The organism is Bacillus sp. JZ109, from assembly GCF_053903135.1.
On the sequence record NZ_CP096388.1, the window covers coordinates 3,937,580 to 3,956,564 of the forward strand.

Annotated in this window: 17 protein-coding genes, 2 tRNA genes and 3 rRNA genes; 4 read left to right on the forward strand and 18 right to left on the reverse strand. The window is 44.1% G+C overall.

Translation table 11 applies throughout. From position 1 onward, the window contains the following. Positions 1-59 precede the first annotated feature (59 nt). Positions 60-593, forward strand: coding sequence for an ImmA/IrrE family metallo-endopeptidase (locus tag M1D94_RS20695; protein WP_456270369.1), 534 nt, complete (start codon positions 60-62; stop codon positions 591-593). Beyond that, complete coding sequence (locus M1D94_RS20700) at positions 580-1,764, forward strand: tyrosine-type recombinase/integrase (RefSeq protein ID WP_456270370.1); 1,185 nt, start codon at positions 580-582, stop codon at positions 1,762-1,764. Before M1D94_RS20695 ends, M1D94_RS20700 begins: the two co-directional genes overlap by 14 nt. A gap of 106 nt (positions 1,765-1,870) precedes the next feature. Here the strand turns inward: M1D94_RS20700 and M1D94_RS20705 are convergent. The 5 genes from M1D94_RS20705 to M1D94_RS20725 form a co-directional block, all read right to left on the reverse strand. Beyond that, positions 1,871-1,943: transfer RNA gene (locus M1D94_RS20705), tRNA-Thr, on the reverse strand. 2 nt (positions 1,944-1,945) lie between these two features. Then, positions 1,946-2,020: transfer RNA gene (locus M1D94_RS20710), tRNA-Asn, on the reverse strand. A 45-nt stretch (positions 2,021-2,065) separates the two neighbouring features. Further along, a 5S ribosomal RNA gene (gene rrf, locus M1D94_RS20715) occupies positions 2,066-2,181 on the reverse strand. Positions 2,182-2,236: 55 nt separating this feature from the next. Beyond that, positions 2,237-5,164, reverse strand: a 23S ribosomal RNA gene (locus M1D94_RS20720). 170 nt (positions 5,165-5,334) lie between these two features. Beyond that, a 16S ribosomal RNA gene (locus M1D94_RS20725) occupies positions 5,335-6,884 on the reverse strand. Together the 16S, 23S and 5S rRNA genes with 2 tRNA genes alongside form the textbook arrangement of a ribosomal RNA operon. Positions 6,885-7,235: 351 nt before the next feature. Between M1D94_RS20725 and pdaB the strand changes: the two genes are divergently transcribed. Then, entirely contained in the window at positions 7,236-8,000 is a 765-nt protein-coding gene (gene pdaB / locus M1D94_RS20730) for a polysaccharide deacetylase family sporulation protein PdaB (RefSeq protein WP_021481998.1), read from the forward strand. Here pdaB and kbaA read toward each other — a convergent pair whose 3' ends face one another. Continuing rightward, positions 8,001-8,597 carry a KinB-signaling pathway activation protein gene (gene kbaA / locus M1D94_RS20735; RefSeq protein ID WP_103804246.1) on the reverse strand — a complete coding sequence of 199 codons (597 nt, stop codon included), beginning with the start codon at positions 8,595-8,597 and terminating at the stop codon, positions 8,001-8,003. Positions 8,598-8,706: 109 nt separating this feature from the next. Here kbaA and gerD point away from each other — a divergent pair, with 109 nt between their 5' ends. Continuing rightward, a complete protein-coding gene (gerD, locus tag M1D94_RS20740) occupies positions 8,707-9,264 on the forward strand; it encodes a spore germination lipoprotein GerD (RefSeq protein WP_003235126.1) in 558 nt (185 codons plus the stop codon). 35 nt (positions 9,265-9,299) lie between these two features. Here the strand turns inward: gerD and salA are convergent, their stop codons facing one another. The 12 genes from salA to M1D94_RS20800 form a co-directional block, all read right to left on the reverse strand. Then, complete coding sequence (gene salA, locus M1D94_RS20745; protein ID WP_003235124.1) at positions 9,300-10,358, reverse strand: iron-sulfur carrier protein/transcriptional regulator SalA; 1,059 nt, start codon at positions 10,356-10,358, stop codon at positions 9,300-9,302. A 95-nt stretch (positions 10,359-10,453) separates the two neighbouring features. Beyond that, on the reverse strand, positions 10,454-11,167 hold the full coding sequence (cwlD, locus tag M1D94_RS20750) for an N-acetylmuramoyl-L-alanine amidase CwlD (RefSeq protein WP_015252979.1): 714 nt from the start codon (positions 11,165-11,167) through the stop codon (positions 10,454-10,456). Positions 11,168-11,226: 59 nt separating this feature from the next. Continuing rightward, the gene (locus M1D94_RS20755) at positions 11,227-11,670 is read right to left on the reverse strand and encodes a YbaK family protein (RefSeq protein WP_161986757.1); all 444 of its coding nucleotides are present in this window, start codon (positions 11,668-11,670) and stop codon (positions 11,227-11,229) included. Positions 11,671-11,855: 185 nt separating this feature from the next. Next, a complete protein-coding gene (locus M1D94_RS20760; protein ID WP_456270371.1) occupies positions 11,856-12,623 on the reverse strand; it encodes a class I SAM-dependent methyltransferase in 768 nt (255 codons plus the stop codon). A gap of 460 nt (positions 12,624-13,083) precedes the next feature. Then, positions 13,084-13,476, reverse strand: coding sequence for a 30S ribosomal protein S9 (gene rpsI / locus M1D94_RS20765; RefSeq protein ID WP_004399691.1), 393 nt, complete (start codon positions 13,474-13,476; stop codon positions 13,084-13,086). 20 nt (positions 13,477-13,496) lie between these two features. Next, on the reverse strand, positions 13,497-13,934 hold the full coding sequence (rplM, locus tag M1D94_RS20770; RefSeq protein WP_003241966.1) for a 50S ribosomal protein L13: 438 nt from the start codon (positions 13,932-13,934) through the stop codon (positions 13,497-13,499). 161 nt (positions 13,935-14,095) lie between these two features. Continuing rightward, positions 14,096-14,839 carry a tRNA pseudouridine(38-40) synthase TruA gene (gene truA, locus M1D94_RS20775; RefSeq protein ID WP_021482002.1) on the reverse strand — a complete coding sequence of 248 codons (744 nt, stop codon included), beginning with the start codon at positions 14,837-14,839 and terminating at the stop codon, positions 14,096-14,098. Positions 14,840-14,848: 9 nt separating this feature from the next. Next, a complete protein-coding gene (locus M1D94_RS20780; RefSeq protein WP_004399656.1) occupies positions 14,849-15,646 on the reverse strand; it encodes an energy-coupling factor transporter transmembrane component T family protein in 798 nt (265 codons plus the stop codon). After that, positions 15,643-16,512, reverse strand: a complete 870-nt coding sequence (locus M1D94_RS20785; protein ID WP_021482003.1) for an energy-coupling factor ABC transporter ATP-binding protein — start codon at positions 16,510-16,512, stop codon at positions 15,643-15,645. The genes M1D94_RS20780 and M1D94_RS20785 overlap by 4 nt, the downstream gene beginning before the upstream one ends. Further along, entirely contained in the window at positions 16,488-17,333 is an 846-nt protein-coding gene (locus tag M1D94_RS20790; RefSeq protein WP_004399689.1) for an energy-coupling factor ABC transporter ATP-binding protein, read from the reverse strand. The genes M1D94_RS20785 and M1D94_RS20790 overlap by 25 nt, the downstream gene beginning before the upstream one ends. 127 nt (positions 17,334-17,460) lie before the next feature. After that, positions 17,461-17,823 carry a 50S ribosomal protein L17 gene (gene rplQ, locus M1D94_RS20795; protein WP_003225836.1) on the reverse strand — a complete coding sequence of 121 codons (363 nt, stop codon included), beginning with the start codon at positions 17,821-17,823 and terminating at the stop codon, positions 17,461-17,463. Between the two features lie 77 nt (positions 17,824-17,900). After that, the gene (locus M1D94_RS20800) at positions 17,901-18,845 is read right to left on the reverse strand and encodes a DNA-directed RNA polymerase subunit alpha (RefSeq protein WP_003225835.1); all 945 of its coding nucleotides are present in this window, start codon (positions 18,843-18,845) and stop codon (positions 17,901-17,903) included. Positions 18,846-18,985: the final 140 nt, after the last annotated feature.

The window sequence follows — 18,985 nt, forward strand, 5'->3', positions numbered from 1 at the left end:
CTTTTCTTTTCAACATAAAACCGAACATAGGTTTGCGTACGTTAGTAGGAGGCTTTATCTTGTATCAATTATCACTTCTTGAAGATCGAATCAAGACAATATATACAGGTATTGGAATCGTTGATCCGGGTATATGGGACTTGGAACTAATTGCAGATAGATTAAAAATAATAGTCCATTACAAAAACCGTTCATCTGTAGCAGTAAAACTGCTGGGAATGGCTTGCATTATTCTTGATTCGCGATTATCTAAAAAAAAGCAGTGGGAAGACTTTTCCCATGAACTGTGCCATCACATAAATCATGTAGGTGTTCAATACAAATTACCCCCACTTTTTAGAGAATTACAGGAGAATCAAGCAAATGCGTTTATGTATCACTTTGCCGTACCTAGCTTTATGCTGAAAAACATCAAATTACCGGCAACTAAGCGGGAATCTATAAGTCTCATATCTGATCTTTTTCAGGTTACACATCCTTTTGCAGAAAAAAGATTGGATATGTACTTCCGTAAGTTATTCAGCTTTAAGTACCAATCATTTATGATTCAAAAGAATAAAGAAAGGGAGAAAATTTTATATGCCAACAATTGAAAAAAGAGGCGAAAAGTCATTTCGATTAGTTGTTAATATCGGTACAAAGAGCAAGCGAAAAAGAAAGGTCAAAACAATTAGAATAGAGGATCCAGCTTTATTAAAAACCACTAAAAAGCTGCGCAATTACCTGGAGAGTGAATGGTATAAATTCAAAACAGAAGTTGAAGCCGGCGCTTATATCACACCACACAAACGAACATTCAATATGTTCATAGAGGACTGGGAGAAAAAATATGCCCTAGATCATCTCGATGATAAAACTCGTGAAACTTATGAATATATTATGGGGAAAGAAATACAGCCCTATTTTGGAGACATGTACTTAGACGAGATTCAGCCTATTCACATATTAAATTTCCTAGAAGAATACCAAAGGGAAAATGATGTCTCAACGTCAAGCATTCATGCAAGATATCGAATCATTAGAGATATCTTAGGAAGAGCAGCTGAGTGGAAAATTATAAAAGAAAACCCTGCAGAAAACGTAAAGCGGCCAAAACAAAAATACAATGAATATGAAATTTATACTGAAGAAGAAATAAAGGAAATTTTTATGCTATTAGATGCACACGCTCCATTGAGGAACAGAGTTATGATTAAATTTGCTTTTACTGGTGGATTTCGTAGAGGTGAACTATTAGCAATCGATGAAACAGATTTATTTTTTGATACTAATGAAGTCAGAATTGATGAGTCTTTACAATATACAAAGAAGAAAGGTTATCGGTTTAAAGATCCTAAAAGTAACTCTTTCCGTAAAGTTACGATGCCGCCTGATATTATGCAAGAAGCAGCTATTTTGCTACGAGAGATCAAGAAGAATAAATTACTGTTGGGTGAACTGTGGAGAGGAACAGATAAGCTTTTGTTATTTGGTGGGGATATGGGGCAACCCCAGTATCCAACCTCACCTAATACTTGGTGGCAGAGATTCACTAAGAGACACAATATCAAGCCAGGACGTCTTCATGATATGAGACACTCACACGCAACGATGTTAATAAATCAAATTGGGAAAGTACCTGGATTAAACATTAAAGCTATTTCTCAGAGGCTTGGCCATGCTAACGTCCAAACCACTTTGAATATTTACACTCACGCTAACCGTGAATCAGATATTTTAGTTGCTGATGCAATCAATAATATATTAAAAACGGGGACATTTTAGAGAAATTCTCTAATTTGCCACCCGTATGACACCCAACTATTTTAGACAAAAAAAATAACAGTTCCATATTTCGCGGAAACTGCATAAGATCAACGTATTTTAAATAAGCTTCCAAGCGGGCTCGAACCGCTGACCTCTTCCTTACCATGGAAGTGCTCTACCTGCTGAGCTATGGAAGCAATGGCTCCGCAGGTAGGATTCGAACCTACGACCGATCGGTTAACAGCCGATAGCTCTACCACTGAGCTACTGCGGAATAATATAAAGCTTCATAAACAAACATGGTAGAATTAATAAATCTGCTTGGCGGCGTCCTACTCTCACAGGGGGAAACCCCCGACTACCATCGGCGCTGAAGAGCTTAACTTCCGTGTTCGGTATGGGAACGGGTGTGACCTCTTCGCTATCGCCACCAAACAAATTGAGAGTGTTCTCTCAAAACTAGATAACAGGTGTGACATCATTCAAAAATATGGTTAAGTCCTCGATCGATTAGTATCTGTCAGCTCCATGTGTCGCCACACTTCCACCTCAGACCTATCAACCTGATCATCTTTCAGGGATCTTACTTCCTTGCGGAATGGGAAATCTCATCTTGAGGGGGGCTTCATGCTTAGATGCTTTCAGCACTTATCCCGTCCGCACATAGCTACCCAGCGATGCCCTTGGCAGAACAACTGGTACACCAGCGGTGCGTCCATCCCGGTCCTCTCGTACTAAGGACAGCTCCTCTCAAATTTCCTGCGCCCGCGACGGATAGGGACCGAACTGTCTCACGACGTTCTGAACCCAGCTCGCGTACCGCTTTAATGGGCGAACAGCCCAACCCTTGGGACCGACTACAGCCCCAGGATGCGATGAGCCGACATCGAGGTGCCAAACCTCCCCGTCGATGTGGACTCTTGGGGGAGATAAGCCTGTTATCCCCGGGGTAGCTTTTATCCGTTGAGCGATGGCCCTTCCATGCGGAACCACCGGATCACTAAGCCCGACTTTCGTCCCTGCTCGACTTGTAGGTCTCGCAGTCAAGCTCCCTTGTGCCTTTACACTCTGCGAATGATTTCCAACCATTCTGAGGGAACCTTTGGGCGCCTCCGTTACCTTTTAGGAGGCGACCGCCCCAGTCAAACTGCCCACCTGACACTGTCTCCCCGCCCGATAAGGGCGGCGGGTTAGAAGGTCAATACAGCCAGGGTAGTATCCCACCGATGCCTCCACCGAAGCTGGCGCTCCGGTTTCCAAGGCTCCTACCTATCCTGTACAAGCTGTACCAACATTCAATATCAGGCTGCAGTAAAGCTCCACGGGGTCTTTCCGTCCTGTCGCGGGTAACCTGCATCTTCACAGGTACTATAATTTCACCGAGTCTCTCGTTGAGACAGTGCCCAGATCGTTGCGCCTTTCGTGCGGGTCGGAACTTACCCGACAAGGAATTTCGCTACCTTAGGACCGTTATAGTTACGGCCGCCGTTTACTGGGGCTTCAATTCGCACCTTCGCTTACGCTAAGCGCTCCTCTTAACCTTCCAGCACCGGGCAGGCGTCAGCCCCTATACTTCGCCTTACGGCTTCGCAGAGACCTGTGTTTTTGCTAAACAGTCGCCTGGGCCTATTCACTGCGGCTCTCTCGGGCTTGCACCCTAACAGAGCACCCCTTCTCCCGAAGTTACGGGGTCATTTTGCCGAGTTCCTTAACGAGAGTTCTCTCGATCACCTTAGGATTCTCTCCTCGCCTACCTGTGTCGGTTTGCGGTACGGGCACCTCTCACCTCGCTAGAGGCTTTTCTTGGCAGTGTGGAATCAGGAACTTCGCTACTATATTTCGCTCGCCATCACAGCTCAGCCTTATGGGAAACGGATTTGCCTATTTCCCAGCCTAACTGCTTGGACGCGGATATCCAATACCGCGCTTACCCTATCCTCCTGCGTCCCCCCATTGCTCAAATGGTGAGGAGGTGGTACAGGAATATCAACCTGTTGTCCATCGCCTACGCCTTTCGGCCTCGGCTTAGGTCCCGACTAACCCTGAGCGGACGAGCCTTCCTCAGGAAACCTTAGGCATTCGGTGGAGGGGATTCTCACCCCTCTTTCGCTACTCATACCGGCATTCTCACTTCTAAGCGCTCCACCAGTCCTTCCGGTCTGGCTTCACAGCCCTTAGAACGCTCTCCTACCACTGTTCGAAGAACAGTCCGCAGCTTCGGTGATACGTTTAGCCCCGGTACATTTTCGGCGCAGAGTCACTCGACCAGTGAGCTATTACGCACTCTTTAAATGGTGGCTGCTTCTAAGCCAACATCCTGGTTGTCTAAGCAACTCCACATCCTTTTCCACTTAACGTATACTTTGGGACCTTAGCTGGCGGTCTGGGCTGTTTCCCTTTCGACTACGGATCTTATCACTCGCAGTCTGACTCCCAAGGATAAGTCATTGGCATTCGGAGTTTGACTGAATTCGGTAACCCGGTAGGGGCCCCTAGTCCAATCAGTGCTCTACCTCCAAGACTCTTACCTTGAGGCTAGCCCTAAAGCTATTTCGGAGAGAACCAGCTATCTCCAGGTTCGATTGGCATTTCACCCCTACCCACACCTCATCCCCGCACTTTTCAACGTGCGTGGGTTCGGGCCTCCATTCAGTGTTACCTGAACTTCACCCTGGACATGGGTAGATCACCTGGTTTCGGGTCTACGACCACGTACTCATGCGCCCTATTCAGACTCGCTTTCGCTGCGGCTCCGCATCTTCTGCTTAACCTTGCACGAGATCGTAACTCGCCGGTTCATTCTACAAAAGGCACGCCATCACCCGTTAACGGGCTCTGACTACTTGTAGGCACACGGTTTCAGGATCTCTTTCACTCCCCTTCCGGGGTGCTTTTCACCTTTCCCTCACGGTACTGGTTCACTATCGGTCACTAGGGAGTATTTAGCCTTGGGAGATGGTCCTCCCGGATTCCGACGGAATTTCACGTGTTCCGCCGTACTCAGGATCCACTCAGGAGAGAACGAAGTTTTGACTACAGGGCTGTTACCTCCTATGGCGGGCCTTTCCAGACCTCTTCATCTACCTCGTTCTTTTGTAACTCCGTACAGAGTGTCCTACAACCCCAAGAGGCAAGCCTCTTGGTTTGGGCTAATCCCGTTTCGCTCGCCGCTACTCAGGGAATCGCATTTGCTTTCTCTTCCTCCGGGTACTTAGATGTTTCAGTTCCCCGGGTCTGCCTTCTCATATCCTATGAATTCAGATATGGATACCACTCCATTACGAGTGGTGGGTTTCCCCATTCGGAAATCTCCGGATCAAAGCTTGCTTACAGCTCCCCGAAGCATATCGGTGTTCGTCCCGTCCTTCATCGGCTCCTAGTGCCAAGGCATCCACCGTGCGCCCTTTCTAACTTAACCGTTAAAAAGAATCACTATGTGATATCTTGTATTACTAATTGAATGTGATGTCTACTGTTATCTAGTTTTCAAAGAACACGTTTCGAAGGAATGATCCTTCAAAACTAAACAAGACAGGGAACGTTCTGTTTATAAGACCCAAGGTCTTATATTCCGTATAATATCCTTAGAAAGGAGGTGATCCAGCCGCACCTTCCGATACGGCTACCTTGTTACGACTTCACCCCAATCATCTGTCCCACCTTCGGCGGCTGGCTCCTAAAAGGTTACCTCACCGACTTCGGGTGTTACAAACTCTCGTGGTGTGACGGGCGGTGTGTACAAGGCCCGGGAACGTATTCACCGCGGCATGCTGATCCGCGATTACTAGCGATTCCAGCTTCACGCAGTCGAGTTGCAGACTGCGATCCGAACTGAGAACAGATTTGTGGGATTGGCTTAACCTCGCGGTTTCGCTGCCCTTTGTTCTGTCCATTGTAGCACGTGTGTAGCCCAGGTCATAAGGGGCATGATGATTTGACGTCATCCCCACCTTCCTCCGGTTTGTCACCGGCAGTCACCTTAGAGTGCCCAACTAAATGCTGGCAACTAAGATCAAGGGTTGCGCTCGTTGCGGGACTTAACCCAACATCTCACGACACGAGCTGACGACAACCATGCACCACCTGTCACTCTGCCCCCGAAGGGGACGTCCTATCTCTAGGATTGTCAGAGGATGTCAAGACCTGGTAAGGTTCTTCGCGTTGCTTCGAATTAAACCACATGCTCCACCGCTTGTGCGGGCCCCCGTCAATTCCTTTGAGTTTCAGTCTTGCGACCGTACTCCCCAGGCGGAGTGCTTAATGCGTTAGCTGCAGCACTAAGGGGCGGAAACCCCCTAACACTTAGCACTCATCGTTTACGGCGTGGACTACCAGGGTATCTAATCCTGTTCGCTCCCCACGCTTTCGCTCCTCAGCGTCAGTTACAGACCAGAGAGTCGCCTTCGCCACTGGTGTTCCTCCACATCTCTACGCATTTCACCGCTACACGTGGAATTCCACTCTCCTCTTCTGCACTCAAGTTCCCCAGTTTCCAATGACCCTCCCCGGTTGAGCCGGGGGCTTTCACATCAGACTTAAGAAACCGCCTGCGAGCCCTTTACGCCCAATAATTCCGGACAACGCTTGCCACCTACGTATTACCGCGGCTGCTGGCACGTAGTTAGCCGTGGCTTTCTGGTTAGGTACCGTCAAGGTACCGCCCTATTCGAACGGTACTTGTTCTTCCCTAACAACAGAGCTTTACGATCCGAAAACCTTCATCACTCACGCGGCGTTGCTCCGTCAGACTTTCGTCCATTGCGGAAGATTCCCTACTGCTGCCTCCCGTAGGAGTCTGGGCCGTGTCTCAGTCCCAGTGTGGCCGATCACCCTCTCAGGTCGGCTACGCATCGTTGCCTTGGTGAGCCGTTACCTCACCAACTAGCTAATGCGCCGCGGGTCCATCTGTAAGTGGTAGCCGAAGCCACCTTTTATGTTTGAACCATGCGGTTCAAACAACCATCCGGTATTAGCCCCGGTTTCCCGGAGTTATCCCAGTCTTACAGGCAGGTTACCCACGTGTTACTCACCCGTCCGCCGCTAACATCAGGGAGCAAGCTCCCATCTGTCCGCTCGACTTGCATGTATTAGGCACGCCGCCAGCGTTCGTCCTGAGCCAGGATCAAACTCTCCGATAAAGTAGTTTGACTGACTACGCACATCGCTGTGCGATTTTTAAAAACTGAATTAACAGGTACGTTTTGTCTTGTTTAGTTTTCAAAGATCATCACCGCCGCTTAACGAAGCAGCTTTATTACTATAACATTTAGCTTCTTTTAAGTCAACAACTTTTTTCAAAGTACTTAATGAAGCTTTTAGTTGATGTCAGCTGTTTATCAGCGACGAATAATAATATATCACGGATATTATCAAAAGGTCAACACCCAATTTTGGCTGTATGTGAAGAGACATTTTATCGGTTATATTCAATTGTCCATGCTCATAAGATGTAAAACAAGAATGATGGACAAGATAAGGAGGCATCATCAGTGAATCACTTCTATGTGTGGCACATTAAACGGGTGAAACAATTAATTATTATACTTATCGCCGCATTTGCAGCTGCCAGCTTTTTTTATATCCAAAGAGCTGTTCCGCTTCCCGTGTTTTCAACTGACACCGGACCTAAAGCCATTTATAAAGGAGAAACAGACTCTAAAGATATTTCACTTACTTTCGATATCAGCTGGGGTGATGAGAGAGCAGAACCGATACTTAATACTCTGAAAGCAAACGGGATTAAAAATGCAACGTTTTTTCTTTCCGCTTCTTGGGCAGAACGCCATCCCGACACAGTGGCCCGTATCGTAAAGGACGGACATCAAATCGGGAGCATGGGCTACGCTTATAAAAACTATGCCAATTTAGAGAGCAGCGAAATAAAAAAGGACATGAACCGTGCGCAAACAGCCTTTGAAAAGTTAGGGGTCAAAGACATACAGCTATTAAGACCCCCTACCGGCCAATTCAATAAGAATGTTCTAAAGGTCGCAAAGCAATACAATTATACAGTCGTTCATTACAGTGTGAACTCTCAAGACTGGACAAATCCCGGAGTTGAAAAAATCATCGACAATGTGACCAAGCAAGTTTCCGGTGGAGACATTATTCTTTTACATGCCTCCGATTCGGCAAAACAAACAGAAGAAGCATTGCCTGATATCATCCATCAGCTGAAAGAAAAAGGATTAAAAAATGTAACCGTGGGTGATCTCATCGCAAATTCTGATGCCAGATCCGCAGAGGTAAAGTAATTACTTTGCTGCAAACTTCGGCAGCATAAGCAATTGGAAGGCATTACATGCCATTAACGGAAAAAGCATTAAATAAAGCCAGTCCTCATCATTTACTCTTAATGCAGGGAACCATTCTAATGCGGTAATCACAACCATCAAAAACAACGATGACACAAATGTTTTCTTAGAGGACTGCTTTTGCTTTATATAAGCTGTAATCACTCCAAAGATCAATAAAAACGCCGGTAACCACGCATACCCAGCCAGCGATTCTCCGCTCTCTCCAAAAAATAAAAAACGCACGTACATTAAATCAAAAGCAACAAACAGGATGAAAAACAACTGCAGCAAATTCCACAAAGAGGAGGACCTTAATATCTCAAGCGCAAACCGATGGACTGTTAAAAACACGAAAAAACCCATTTGGCTGATCACACTGAAAATCATGCCTACACCGATAAACCAAAATAAAACAGAGAAAATCTGTCCCGCTTCAAATGTCAGAAACAGCCCTCTATATTCTCCCCATTTTAAAGCAAAACCCACAATACTCGTGATAAGCGCCCCGACAGCTAAAATAGAAAAGAAAAAACGAACTAAACCACGGCTTTTCATTTCTTTATTCATCCCCTCAAAAATCGCGAACAGCGATATTTTGTTATGTATAATTCCAAACAGATGAATCATATTAAAGGTAAGACAAGTATGTGAAAGGAGCTTAAGCATGTCAAAAGCCAAAACGCTATTGATGAGCTGTTTTTTATTATTATCTGTAACAGCTTGCGCTCCAAAAGACCAAGCAGCGGATATGGACTATGATCAGACCAAAAAAATGGTTGTTGATATATTAAAAACTGATGATGGAAAGAAAGCTATTAAGGAATTATTAAATGATGATGCCATGAATGAAGCGCTGGTGATTGACCAAGATGCAATTAAAGGAACAATAGAAAAAACACTCACATCTAAAAAAGGTGAAGAATTTTGGAAAAACATCTTTGAAGACACTGATTTTGCTGAGGGCTTTGCCAAAACTCTTCAAACAGAGCATGAAAAAGTGATTAAAAAGCTGATGAAGGATCCAGATTACCAGAAGATGCTGATGAGCGTTATGCAGGATCCCGGCATGGATAAAAAGTACAGCCAGCTGGCAAAAAGCCAAGAATTCCGCAGTTATTTAGAAGAGGTTATTAACGAAACACTTTCTAGTCCGCTTTACAAAAAACAGTTCGAAGATGAACTGAAAAAAGCAGCAAAAGACACGGCCAAAGAAAGTGAATAAAGGGAAAGCCGGGATCTGGAATCCCGGTTCACCTTTTATACCTGCACTGACATTTTTGCATCTATTTTTTTTGCGATGTCCTGATATATTTCTCCGATTGGATGATTTTCGTCATAAACAGACGGAGCAAATTGGTCCTTATCCCAATCGGGCTGTTTCAATGGGATTCTGCCGAGTAAAGGCACGTTTAGTTCCTCAGCCAGTTTATCTCCTCCGCCTTTTCCAAACACATATTCTCTTTCCCCTGTCTTTGCACTTTCATAATAAGCCATGTTCTCTATGACACCCACGACCTCATGATCGGTTTTAATCGCCATAGAGCCCGCTCTGGCCGCGACAAAAGCAGCTGTCGGATGTGGCGTAGATACGATAATTTCTTTGCAGCTCGGAAGCATTGTATGTACATCGAGAGCAACGTCCCCTGTACCAGGCGGAAGATCAAGAACAATATAGTCTACTTCTCCCCACTCTACTTCATGGAAAAAGTTATTCAGCATTTTGCCGAGCATCGGCCCTCTCCATACGACCGGAGCATTTTCTTCTACGAAAAAGCCCATTGACATGACCTTTACTCCAAAGCGTTCAACAGGAAGAAGTTTCTCTCCTTCAATTGTTGGACGCACAGTGATACCCATCATGTCCGGCACACTGAACCCATAAATATCCGCATCAATTAAACCAACCTTTTTCCCTAGACGAGCCAGAGAAATAGCTAGGTTTACTGACACAGTTGACTTGCCTACGCCGCCTTTTCCACTTGCTACAGCAAGAAAGACTGGCGGGTTATCCATATTTAATAATGTTTTTTTCTCAGCTGACGGCGCCCGGAATTTAGCAACCGTTTCTTCAGGCAGCTCTTCAAATCGAAGGCCGACTGTCTCAGCTCCTGCCCCTTTTAATACGTTTACGATCTCTTGCTGAATCTGCATTTGTTCTGCAGTTCCTGTTTTTGCAAGAGCGACTTTTACACTGATATGCCGTTTTTCAGGCTTTATTTTAATTTCCTTAACGGCATCCAATTCTCCCAGAGGTCTTTGAAGAAAAGGTTCGCGCATTTCTCCGACTAGTTTTCTTACTTCATCTTCTCTTATCATCGAACCTCACCCTTTTGTGTATTCGTTTACAATTATTATTATATCATACATAAATGGCGGGTGTCTTATGCTTAGAACCACAAGAAAACCCTCCATTACTCCGGAGGGTCTCCTTTTTCTGTGAAATATCGCAAAATGCCTTTATATATGGAAGATGCCACCTTGTCTTGATATTTCGGTTTACCGAGCAGCGTTGCTTCGTTTGGATTGGATAAAAATCCGACTTCTATAAGCGCCCCCGGTTTGGTGACGTTTTGCATTAAGTAGATACCATGAATCCGCTTTGCTTTCCGGGTTGTGTTTTCCAGATTTCTTCTCAGCTCATCTTGGATGTATTTTGCGACTTTCTCATTTTCCGCATATTTCCCGTAATAAAAGCTTTGGGCTCCGCTCCATTTTTGTGACGGAATCGCATTAAGATGAATGCTGATATAGAGCTCCGCCTCTGAATGGTTTATTAATTTGACTCGTTGTCTTAGATCCTCAGCTTTTCGTCGACTATAGCCTTTTGTTCCTTCTGGAGCGAGATCAGTATCACTTTCTCTGGTCATGATAACAAGCGCTCCTTGTTCTTGAAGATAATCCCTGACTCTAAAGGCCACTTCCAGGGTAACATCCTTCTCTAACAGCTTTCCGCCGACTGCTCCGCCGTCAGGCCCGCCATGACCTGGATCTAGATAAATGATTTTACCGCTCAAGGGCAGGCTCCACGGCTTCCAAGAGTCGTTATTGCTGAACTGATATTTGAACAGAAATAGTAATACGATGAAGCCTAGCAAAAAACTGAGCCATTTAAGCTTTTTCCTCATCCCTTCCCCTCCCGCTTGTCCGTTATTACATAACTATGGGACAGGGCCGGGAAATATGATTATCGCATGCGAAGCTTACACTGTTTTTCTCTTTGAACAAACCCCGCTGTCCACCAATCTTTAATGAACTTGCGTGCCGCTTCATAAACCGTGTTTTTATCAAATGTTGCGTATTGCTCGTGTATCCAATTATAGAGATAATCAAAAAACTCCATACGTAGCTCTTCTTCTTCTCTTGCAGAGCGGGCACTGATACTTTGCATGGATTCTCCGTAATAGCCGAATATCCCAAAACGCCCGCCTAACAAATAAGCTTCAATCGCAAAATCAATACAGCCTTCAGTAATAATATCTCGTTCATCATGTAAAAATGGAAATAATGGTTCCAAACAATCCTTAACAGACTGGATAATTTGTCTCAGAGAGAGTTCTTTGAGCAAGTTCTTTTCTAATTCAAAATCCTTTTGGCGTTTCACATCCATAAAAGACAGTACTTCTCCCATATAAATTCACTCTCCTTTTATCGATTATTTTGAGGTTTGGATAATGAAACAATGCCCGAATTCGGTTGGAAATTCGCCCAAATGAAGGTGTAAAATCGATAAAAAATCAACTTTCTGCAGGGTCAGGAACAAACGTTCTGTAATTAGTTATAAAAAAAGCAGCCCCTCTAACAGGTCGCTGCTTTTCATACTTTCACGCTTCTTGTTGCAGAATATGTATGGATATATTGGTCTAATACAAACCCGCCTTTATCTTCATAAAAACCAGTAACGATAAAACCAGCATCAATTTGGCCTTTGATTTGGTCTTCTAAGGAATGGCCGAATTCCAGAGCCTCATTATTTTCGATCAGTTTTTTCACTCTATGTTTCGGAAGATCTTCTGGGTCAGCATATGGAATGGAGTGTTTTACTTTTAAAACACCTTGCTGTTCTAATTCTGTATCAAACAGAAATACAACAGGATTGACAAAACCCGAGATTAGAACACCGTTCCTTTTCAACACACGGTGCGCTTCCTTCCATACCGGGAGGACATTCTCAACAAAAACATTGGCAACAGGATGTACAATGACATCAAATGATTCATCATTAAATACACTTAAATCGTCCATGCTTCCTTTGACAGTGTGTATCGTGAGACCATCTCGCTCAGCAACCATTCTATCCTGATTCAGCTGTTTTTCTGAGTTATCTAATACGGTGACATCCGCACCTGCGGCTGCCAAAACTGGACCCTGCTGGCCACCGCCTGAGGCTAAACAGAGTACTTTCAGACCTTTGATAGGCGGAAACCAATTCTTCGGTACATCTTTCATTGGCGTTACCCTTATATCCCAATTACCTTTTTTTGCTTGTTCGATAACCTGCTGCTCAGCAGCAACAGTCCATTCATTGCCTGTTTCTACTTTTTTATCCCAGGCTTTGCTATTATGAGCTACTAACGCATTCATGAATCTTCTCCTTACTTTAATGTATAGAGTATAACAAATATTTCTAGATTGATATCGCTTTCCCTTTGCATATTTAGAAAAAAGTTCATAAAAACGCAAAAAAATCACAAAGGAGATATGTGATTTATATCATCAGATTTACTTTTACTTCGTTACATAAAGCCATTAGCAATGAGAGCTATTGTTTCTCCGGGTTAATCAGCAGTGAACTTTAACGGATGAGATACAGTGGTTAAATGGAGCTGGGCTGTCGACATAACGATAATAAACATTGACCGAACTTCCAATTGAATAAAAATGAAAGCTATCATGATTTTTACAGTGAGACCGTTTATAAACAAACAAATTGTTTAACCCCGTCAAGCGTCCATTCAGTGTTATTTTTATGCGGAGCTGGCCACGTTATATTAAAAGAAAAAAGCTCCCAACCCAAGGTCGAGAGCTTTTTGAAAACGTAAAATTAACGTTTTGAGAACTGAGGTGCACGACGAGCGCCTTTAAGACCGTATTTTTTACGTTCTTTCATACGAGCGTCACGAGTCAGAAGACCTGCACGTTTAAGAGTTGTACGGTATTCTGGATCTGCTTCAAGCAAAGCACGAGCGATACCGTGACGGATTGCTCCAGCTTGACCAGATAAGCCGCCTCCATGTACGTTTACTAAAACATCATAAGTGCCAGCTGTTTCAGTCAAAGTTAATGGTTGTTTGATATCTTCGATTAAAGCTGCAGATGGGATATGTTCGCTGATTTCACGATTATTAACGACGATACGGCCTTCTCCTGGAACTAAACGCACACGCGCTACAGAGCTTTTACGACGGCCAGTACCGTAATATTGAACCTGTGCCAAATTGGTAACCTCCTTTTTAATTAACCGCGAAGTTCGTAAACTTCAGGTTTTTGTGCTTCGTGTGGATGCTCAGAACCACGGTATACGTTCAATTTTTTGAACATTTGACGACCTAGAGAACCTTTTGGAAGCATGCCTTTGATAGCAAGCTCAAGCATTTTCTCAGGGTAGTTTGTACGCATTTCAAGAGCAGTTCTTGATTTTAATCCGCCTGGATGTTGAGTGTGACGGTAGTAGATTTTGTCAGTTAACTTTTTACCAGTTAACTCGATTTTTTCAGCGTTGATGATGATCACATGATCTCCAGTATCAACGTGTGGTGTGTAAGTTGGTTTGTGTTTTCCGCGAAGGATAGCTGCAACTTCTGAAGAAAGACGACCTAAAGTCTTGCCAGCAGCATCAACAACTAACCACTTGCGTTCAATAGTACTTGCGTTAGCCATAGGTGTTGTACGCATTGAATTTCCCTCCTAAATGATCTGTCATTTTCAATAAACTTCGATTACGTTCTATTTCAAAACACAATAAGTTCCGGGGCTTATCGTGGGGTTGAAATACATACCATATGATATCTTATAACTTTATGCAGACTCTGTCAAGAAAATATTATACACCTGGTTTAGTTGTCATAGTAAACGTTCCACAAATATAGCCCGTGCCCCGGCGCTGTGCGCCCTGCCGCTTCGCGATCCTTCGCTTCCAGCATGGATTTCACATCATCGGGAGAAATTTTTCCAATACCTGCATCAAGCAAAGTACCCGCAATAATTCTGACCATATTATATAAGAAACCGCTGCCTGTGATCCGCATTTGCAGGCCGTCAGCCGTCTCAGTCCAATCAAGTTCGTAAATCGTTCTTATCTTGTCCTGCACTTCTGTTTTAGCCGCGCAAAAGCTCGTAAAATCATGTGTCCCTATAAGATGCTTTGCCGCTTCTCTCATGTCCTGCACATTAAGGCGATATGAAAAATGGTAAGCGTAATGCCGTTTAAATACGTCCGGGTGTTTCTCCGTGTATACAAAGTAGCGATATTCTTTTTTGACTGCGCTAAATCGTGCATGGAACCCATCATCCGCAATTTCTGCCTGTTTGACTGCGATATCGTCCGGAAGCAGTGCATTTAAGGCATATGGCCATCTCTCAGCCGGGATAGACAGTGGAGTGTCAAAATGAATCACCTGTCCGGCTGCGTGAACCCCGCTGTCTGTTCTTCCAGACGAAACGACCGGAATTCTGTCTTTTGACTTATGCAGGACAGCCAAAGCCTTCTCCAGTTCATCCTGAACCGTTCTTTTGCCCGGCTGAACCTGATAACCGTTAAACAAATGTCCGTCATAAGAAATCGTGCATTTCAGTCTCATACAGCACCTCTAAGCCCTTAAGAAAAATAACAAAGCAGCTAATACAATTAAGCTGACAATGACAGAAGTGTCTTTTCCTGTCCATACAAGCTTTCTATATTTCGTACGTCCTTCTCCGCCTTGATAGCCTCTTGCTTCCATTGCCACCGCAAGCTCTTCGGCGCGTTTAAATGCGCTGACGAAGAGCGGGACAAGAAGCGGGACAATAGCCTTCACTCTTTCTTTGACAGGCCCGCTTGTAAAATCAACGCCTCGCGCCATCTGAGCCTTCATGATCTTATCTGTCTCCTCCATCAGTGTCGGAATAAACCGTAAAGAAATTGACATCATAAGAGCCAGCTCATGAACAGGAAGCTTTAATTTTTTCAATGGGTTCAGCAGCTGCTCCATTCCATCGGTAATCTCAATCGGTGTAGTCGTAAGCGTTAATAAAGTTGTGATTAAAATCAAATAGACGAATCTAAGAGAAATGAATATCCCCTGAACCAGACCGCCCTCATAGACTTTGAAAAAACCTATTTGAAAGATAATCGGTCCTTCATGTGTCATAAGGATGTGAAGAAGGAACGTAAAAAGGACAATCCAGATGATTGGCTTCAGCCCTTTCATTAAAAAAGAGAAAGGAACTCTTGTTAAAGAAACGACGCCAATTGTAAATAAACCAAGCAACGCATATGTCTGAACATTATTGGCTAAGAATACAATGCAGACAAATAAAAAGATCGTGATCAGTTTTGTTCTGGGGTCAAGCCGGTGCACAAGTGAAGTCCCCGGTACATACTTGCCGATAATCATGCTGTCCATCATAAAGTCTTCTCCCCCTGAAAAAGAGCACGGATTTCAGCAGCGGCATCTTCCATTGTGAGCATAGGCTCATTAAATCTCACACCCAGTACAGCTTCAAGGTGTCTTTGGAATTTTATTGTTTCAGGAAGATCCAGCCCCCAGCCGGCCATCTCTTCACCCTTTAAAAACAGATCACGCGGACTGCCTGATGCTTGTATCGTTCCTTTATGCATAACAATCATTTCATCAGCGTATGCAGCTGCATCCTCCATGCTGTGTGTCACAAGGATCGTCGTCAGGTTCCCACGCTGATGAAGCTCATAAAACATATCCATAATCTCTTTTCGCCCTCTTGGGTCCAAACCTGCAGTCGGTTCATCCAGAACAAGCACTTCAGGATCCATTGCAAGTACGCCGGCAATTGCAACTCTGCGCATTTGTCCCCCGCTTAATTCAAAGGGGGACCTGTCCAAAAGCTCTTCTGATAAACCTACAAGCTGCAGCATCTCTCTCGCTTTTTGTTCAGCATCTTCTTTTTTAACACCAAAGTTCATCGGTCCGAATGAAATATCTTTAAGAACTGTTTCTTCGAATAATTGATGCTCCGGAAATTGGAAAACGATTCCGACTTTTTTACGAAGTTTTTTCAGTTCTTTATTCTTTTTCCCTGCCTGAATGACAGTGCTGCCTAGTGATATCTGTCCCTTCGTCGGCTTCAGGAGACCATTTAGGTGCTGAAGAAGAGTGGACTTACCAGAGCCTGTATGCCCGATAACGGCTACGTAGCTTCCTTCTTTAATCGATGCATTGATATCATACAGTGCTAGGCGCTCAAACGGCGTCTTCATCTGATAACGATGCTCTACATCTTTGATTGTAATGTCCACAGCTCTTTCACCAGCCCTTCCTGAGTCAAATGGTTTTCTTCCAAAGCCAGTCCATTTTCTCTTAAAAGCTGGCTAAGCTGAAATGAGAAGGGTAAATCAAGCCCAATTCGAACAAGTTCTTTATTCAATTTAAAAATCTCTTCAGGCGGCCCTTCAGCATATTTTTTACCGCCATTCATGACAATGATCCTGTCTGCTTTTGCTGCCTCATTCAGATCATGTGTAATGGATATAACAGTCGCCATGCCCTGCTCTTTTAAATGTCTTACCGTTTCAAGCACTTCTTCTCGCCCGATCGGATCAAGCATGGATGTTGCTTCATCTAAGATAATAATATCAGGACGTGCGGCAATAACCCCCGCAATCGCAACTCTCTGCTTTTGGCCTCCGGAGAGATGGTGCGGCTCTTGATCGAGAAAATCTTGCATATTCACCTGTTTTACTGCCCAGTCTACTCTCTCAATCATTTCTTCCCGCGGTACACCATTGTTTTCTAAACCAAAAGCCACATCATCGCGAACAGTCGTTCCGACAAATTGGTTATCCGGATTTTGAAAGACCATACCTATCTTCTTACGCACTTCCCAAACAGATTCCTCTGTCAATTGAATCCCGGCAACCTCAATGTCGCCTGATTCAGGAAGAATTAAACCATTCAATGCCCGGGCCAGTGTTGATTTCCCTGAACCGTTATGACCTACGATTGCAAGCCATTCACCCTCATACACCTGCAGGGAGACGCCGTCTAGTGCTCGTCTTTCTGCGTCCTTCCGATATCGAAATACGATATCCTCTACCGATATCAACTGATTTTGATTCATGGAAAACCGGCCTCCTCTCAGCTAATGCTCTGCTTTTCTCTCTATTAAAAGTTGCAGTATCTAAAAAAAGGGCATAGATCCAGTTAGAAACTGTCCCGCCCTTCTTTAGATACACAAAAATATGTGATTAAACCAATTCGATAATTGCCATTGGTGCTCCGTCACCACGGCGAGGACCAAGCTTCATAATACGTGTGTATCCGCCTTGGCGCTCCTCGTAACGAGTTGCAATGTCAGAGAATAATTTTTGAAGTGCATCTTGGTTATTTTCTTCGTTTGCAACCTCGTTGCGGATGTATGCAGCAGCTTGACGGCGAGCGTGAAGATCACCGCGTTTGCCAAGCGTGATCATTTTTTCAACTACAGAGCGAAGTTCTTTCGCACGTGTTTCAGTTGTTTCGATTCTTTCGTTGATGATCAAATCAGTTGTAAGATCACGAAGCATAGCTTTACGCTGTGCACTCGTACGTCCTAGTTTTCTGTATGACATGTGATGTCCCCTCCTTTATTGGAATGCTGTTTCTGAATAATAAACACACGAAAATCCTAGTTCACAAGGGAAACTAGTCAATCGTCTTTGCGAAGTCCGAGTCCAAGTTCTTCTAGTTTCGCTTTCACTTCTTCAAGTGATTTGCGTCCTAGATTTCGAACTTTCATCATATCTTCTTCCGTCTTGTTCGCAAGCTCTTGAACCGTGTTAATACCCGCACGCTTTAAGCAGTTGTAAGAACGAACAGAAAGATCCAATTCTTCAATTGTCATTTCAAGAACTTTCTCTTTTTGATCTTCTTCTTTTTCAACCATGATTTCAGCATGTTGAGCTTCGTCAGTTAAACCAACGAATATATTAAGGTGTTCAGTTAAAATCTTTGAACCAAGCGCAATTGCTTCTTTCGGTCCAGTGCTTCCATCAGTCCAAACATCAAGTGTAAGTTTATCATAGTTTGCAACTTGGCCTACACGAGTGTTCTCTACCTGATAAGATACACGAGAAACTGGCGTATAGATAGAATCGATCGGAATCACGCCGATTGGCTGATCGTCTCTCTTGTTTGCGTCAGCAGGCGTATACCCACGTCCTCTTTGAGCAGTAAGGCGAACTCGGAAACTCGCATTCTCACCAAGAGTCGCGATATGAAGATCAGGATTTAAGATCTCTACATCACTATCGTGTGTAATATCAGCTGCCGTTACAGTTCCTTCACCCTGTACATCAATTTCTAGCGTCTTCTCTTCATCAGAGTAGATTTTCAATGCAAGCTTTTTAATGTGTAAGATAATCGTTGTAACATCTTCCACAACGCCTTCAATTGTCGAGAATTCGTGCAGTACACCATCTATCTGGATTGATGTTACAGCGGCACCAGGGAGTGAGGATAAGAGGATACGACGTAAGGAGTTACCCAGAGTTGTACCATATCCACGCTCAAGTGGCTCTACGACAAACTTACCAAATTTGGCATCGTCGCTGATTTCAACCGTTTCGATTTTTGGTTTTTCAATCTCGATCATTACTTAAAACCCTCCTTCAAAACGTCGAAACCTCGAATAGAATCATATGAGATTCCATCCGAAATTCCCCATTGTTTAGTCCCGTATGTGCTCAGGCAACGAGTCGGTGCATTCGTTTCATAAATAACTGTATCATAACC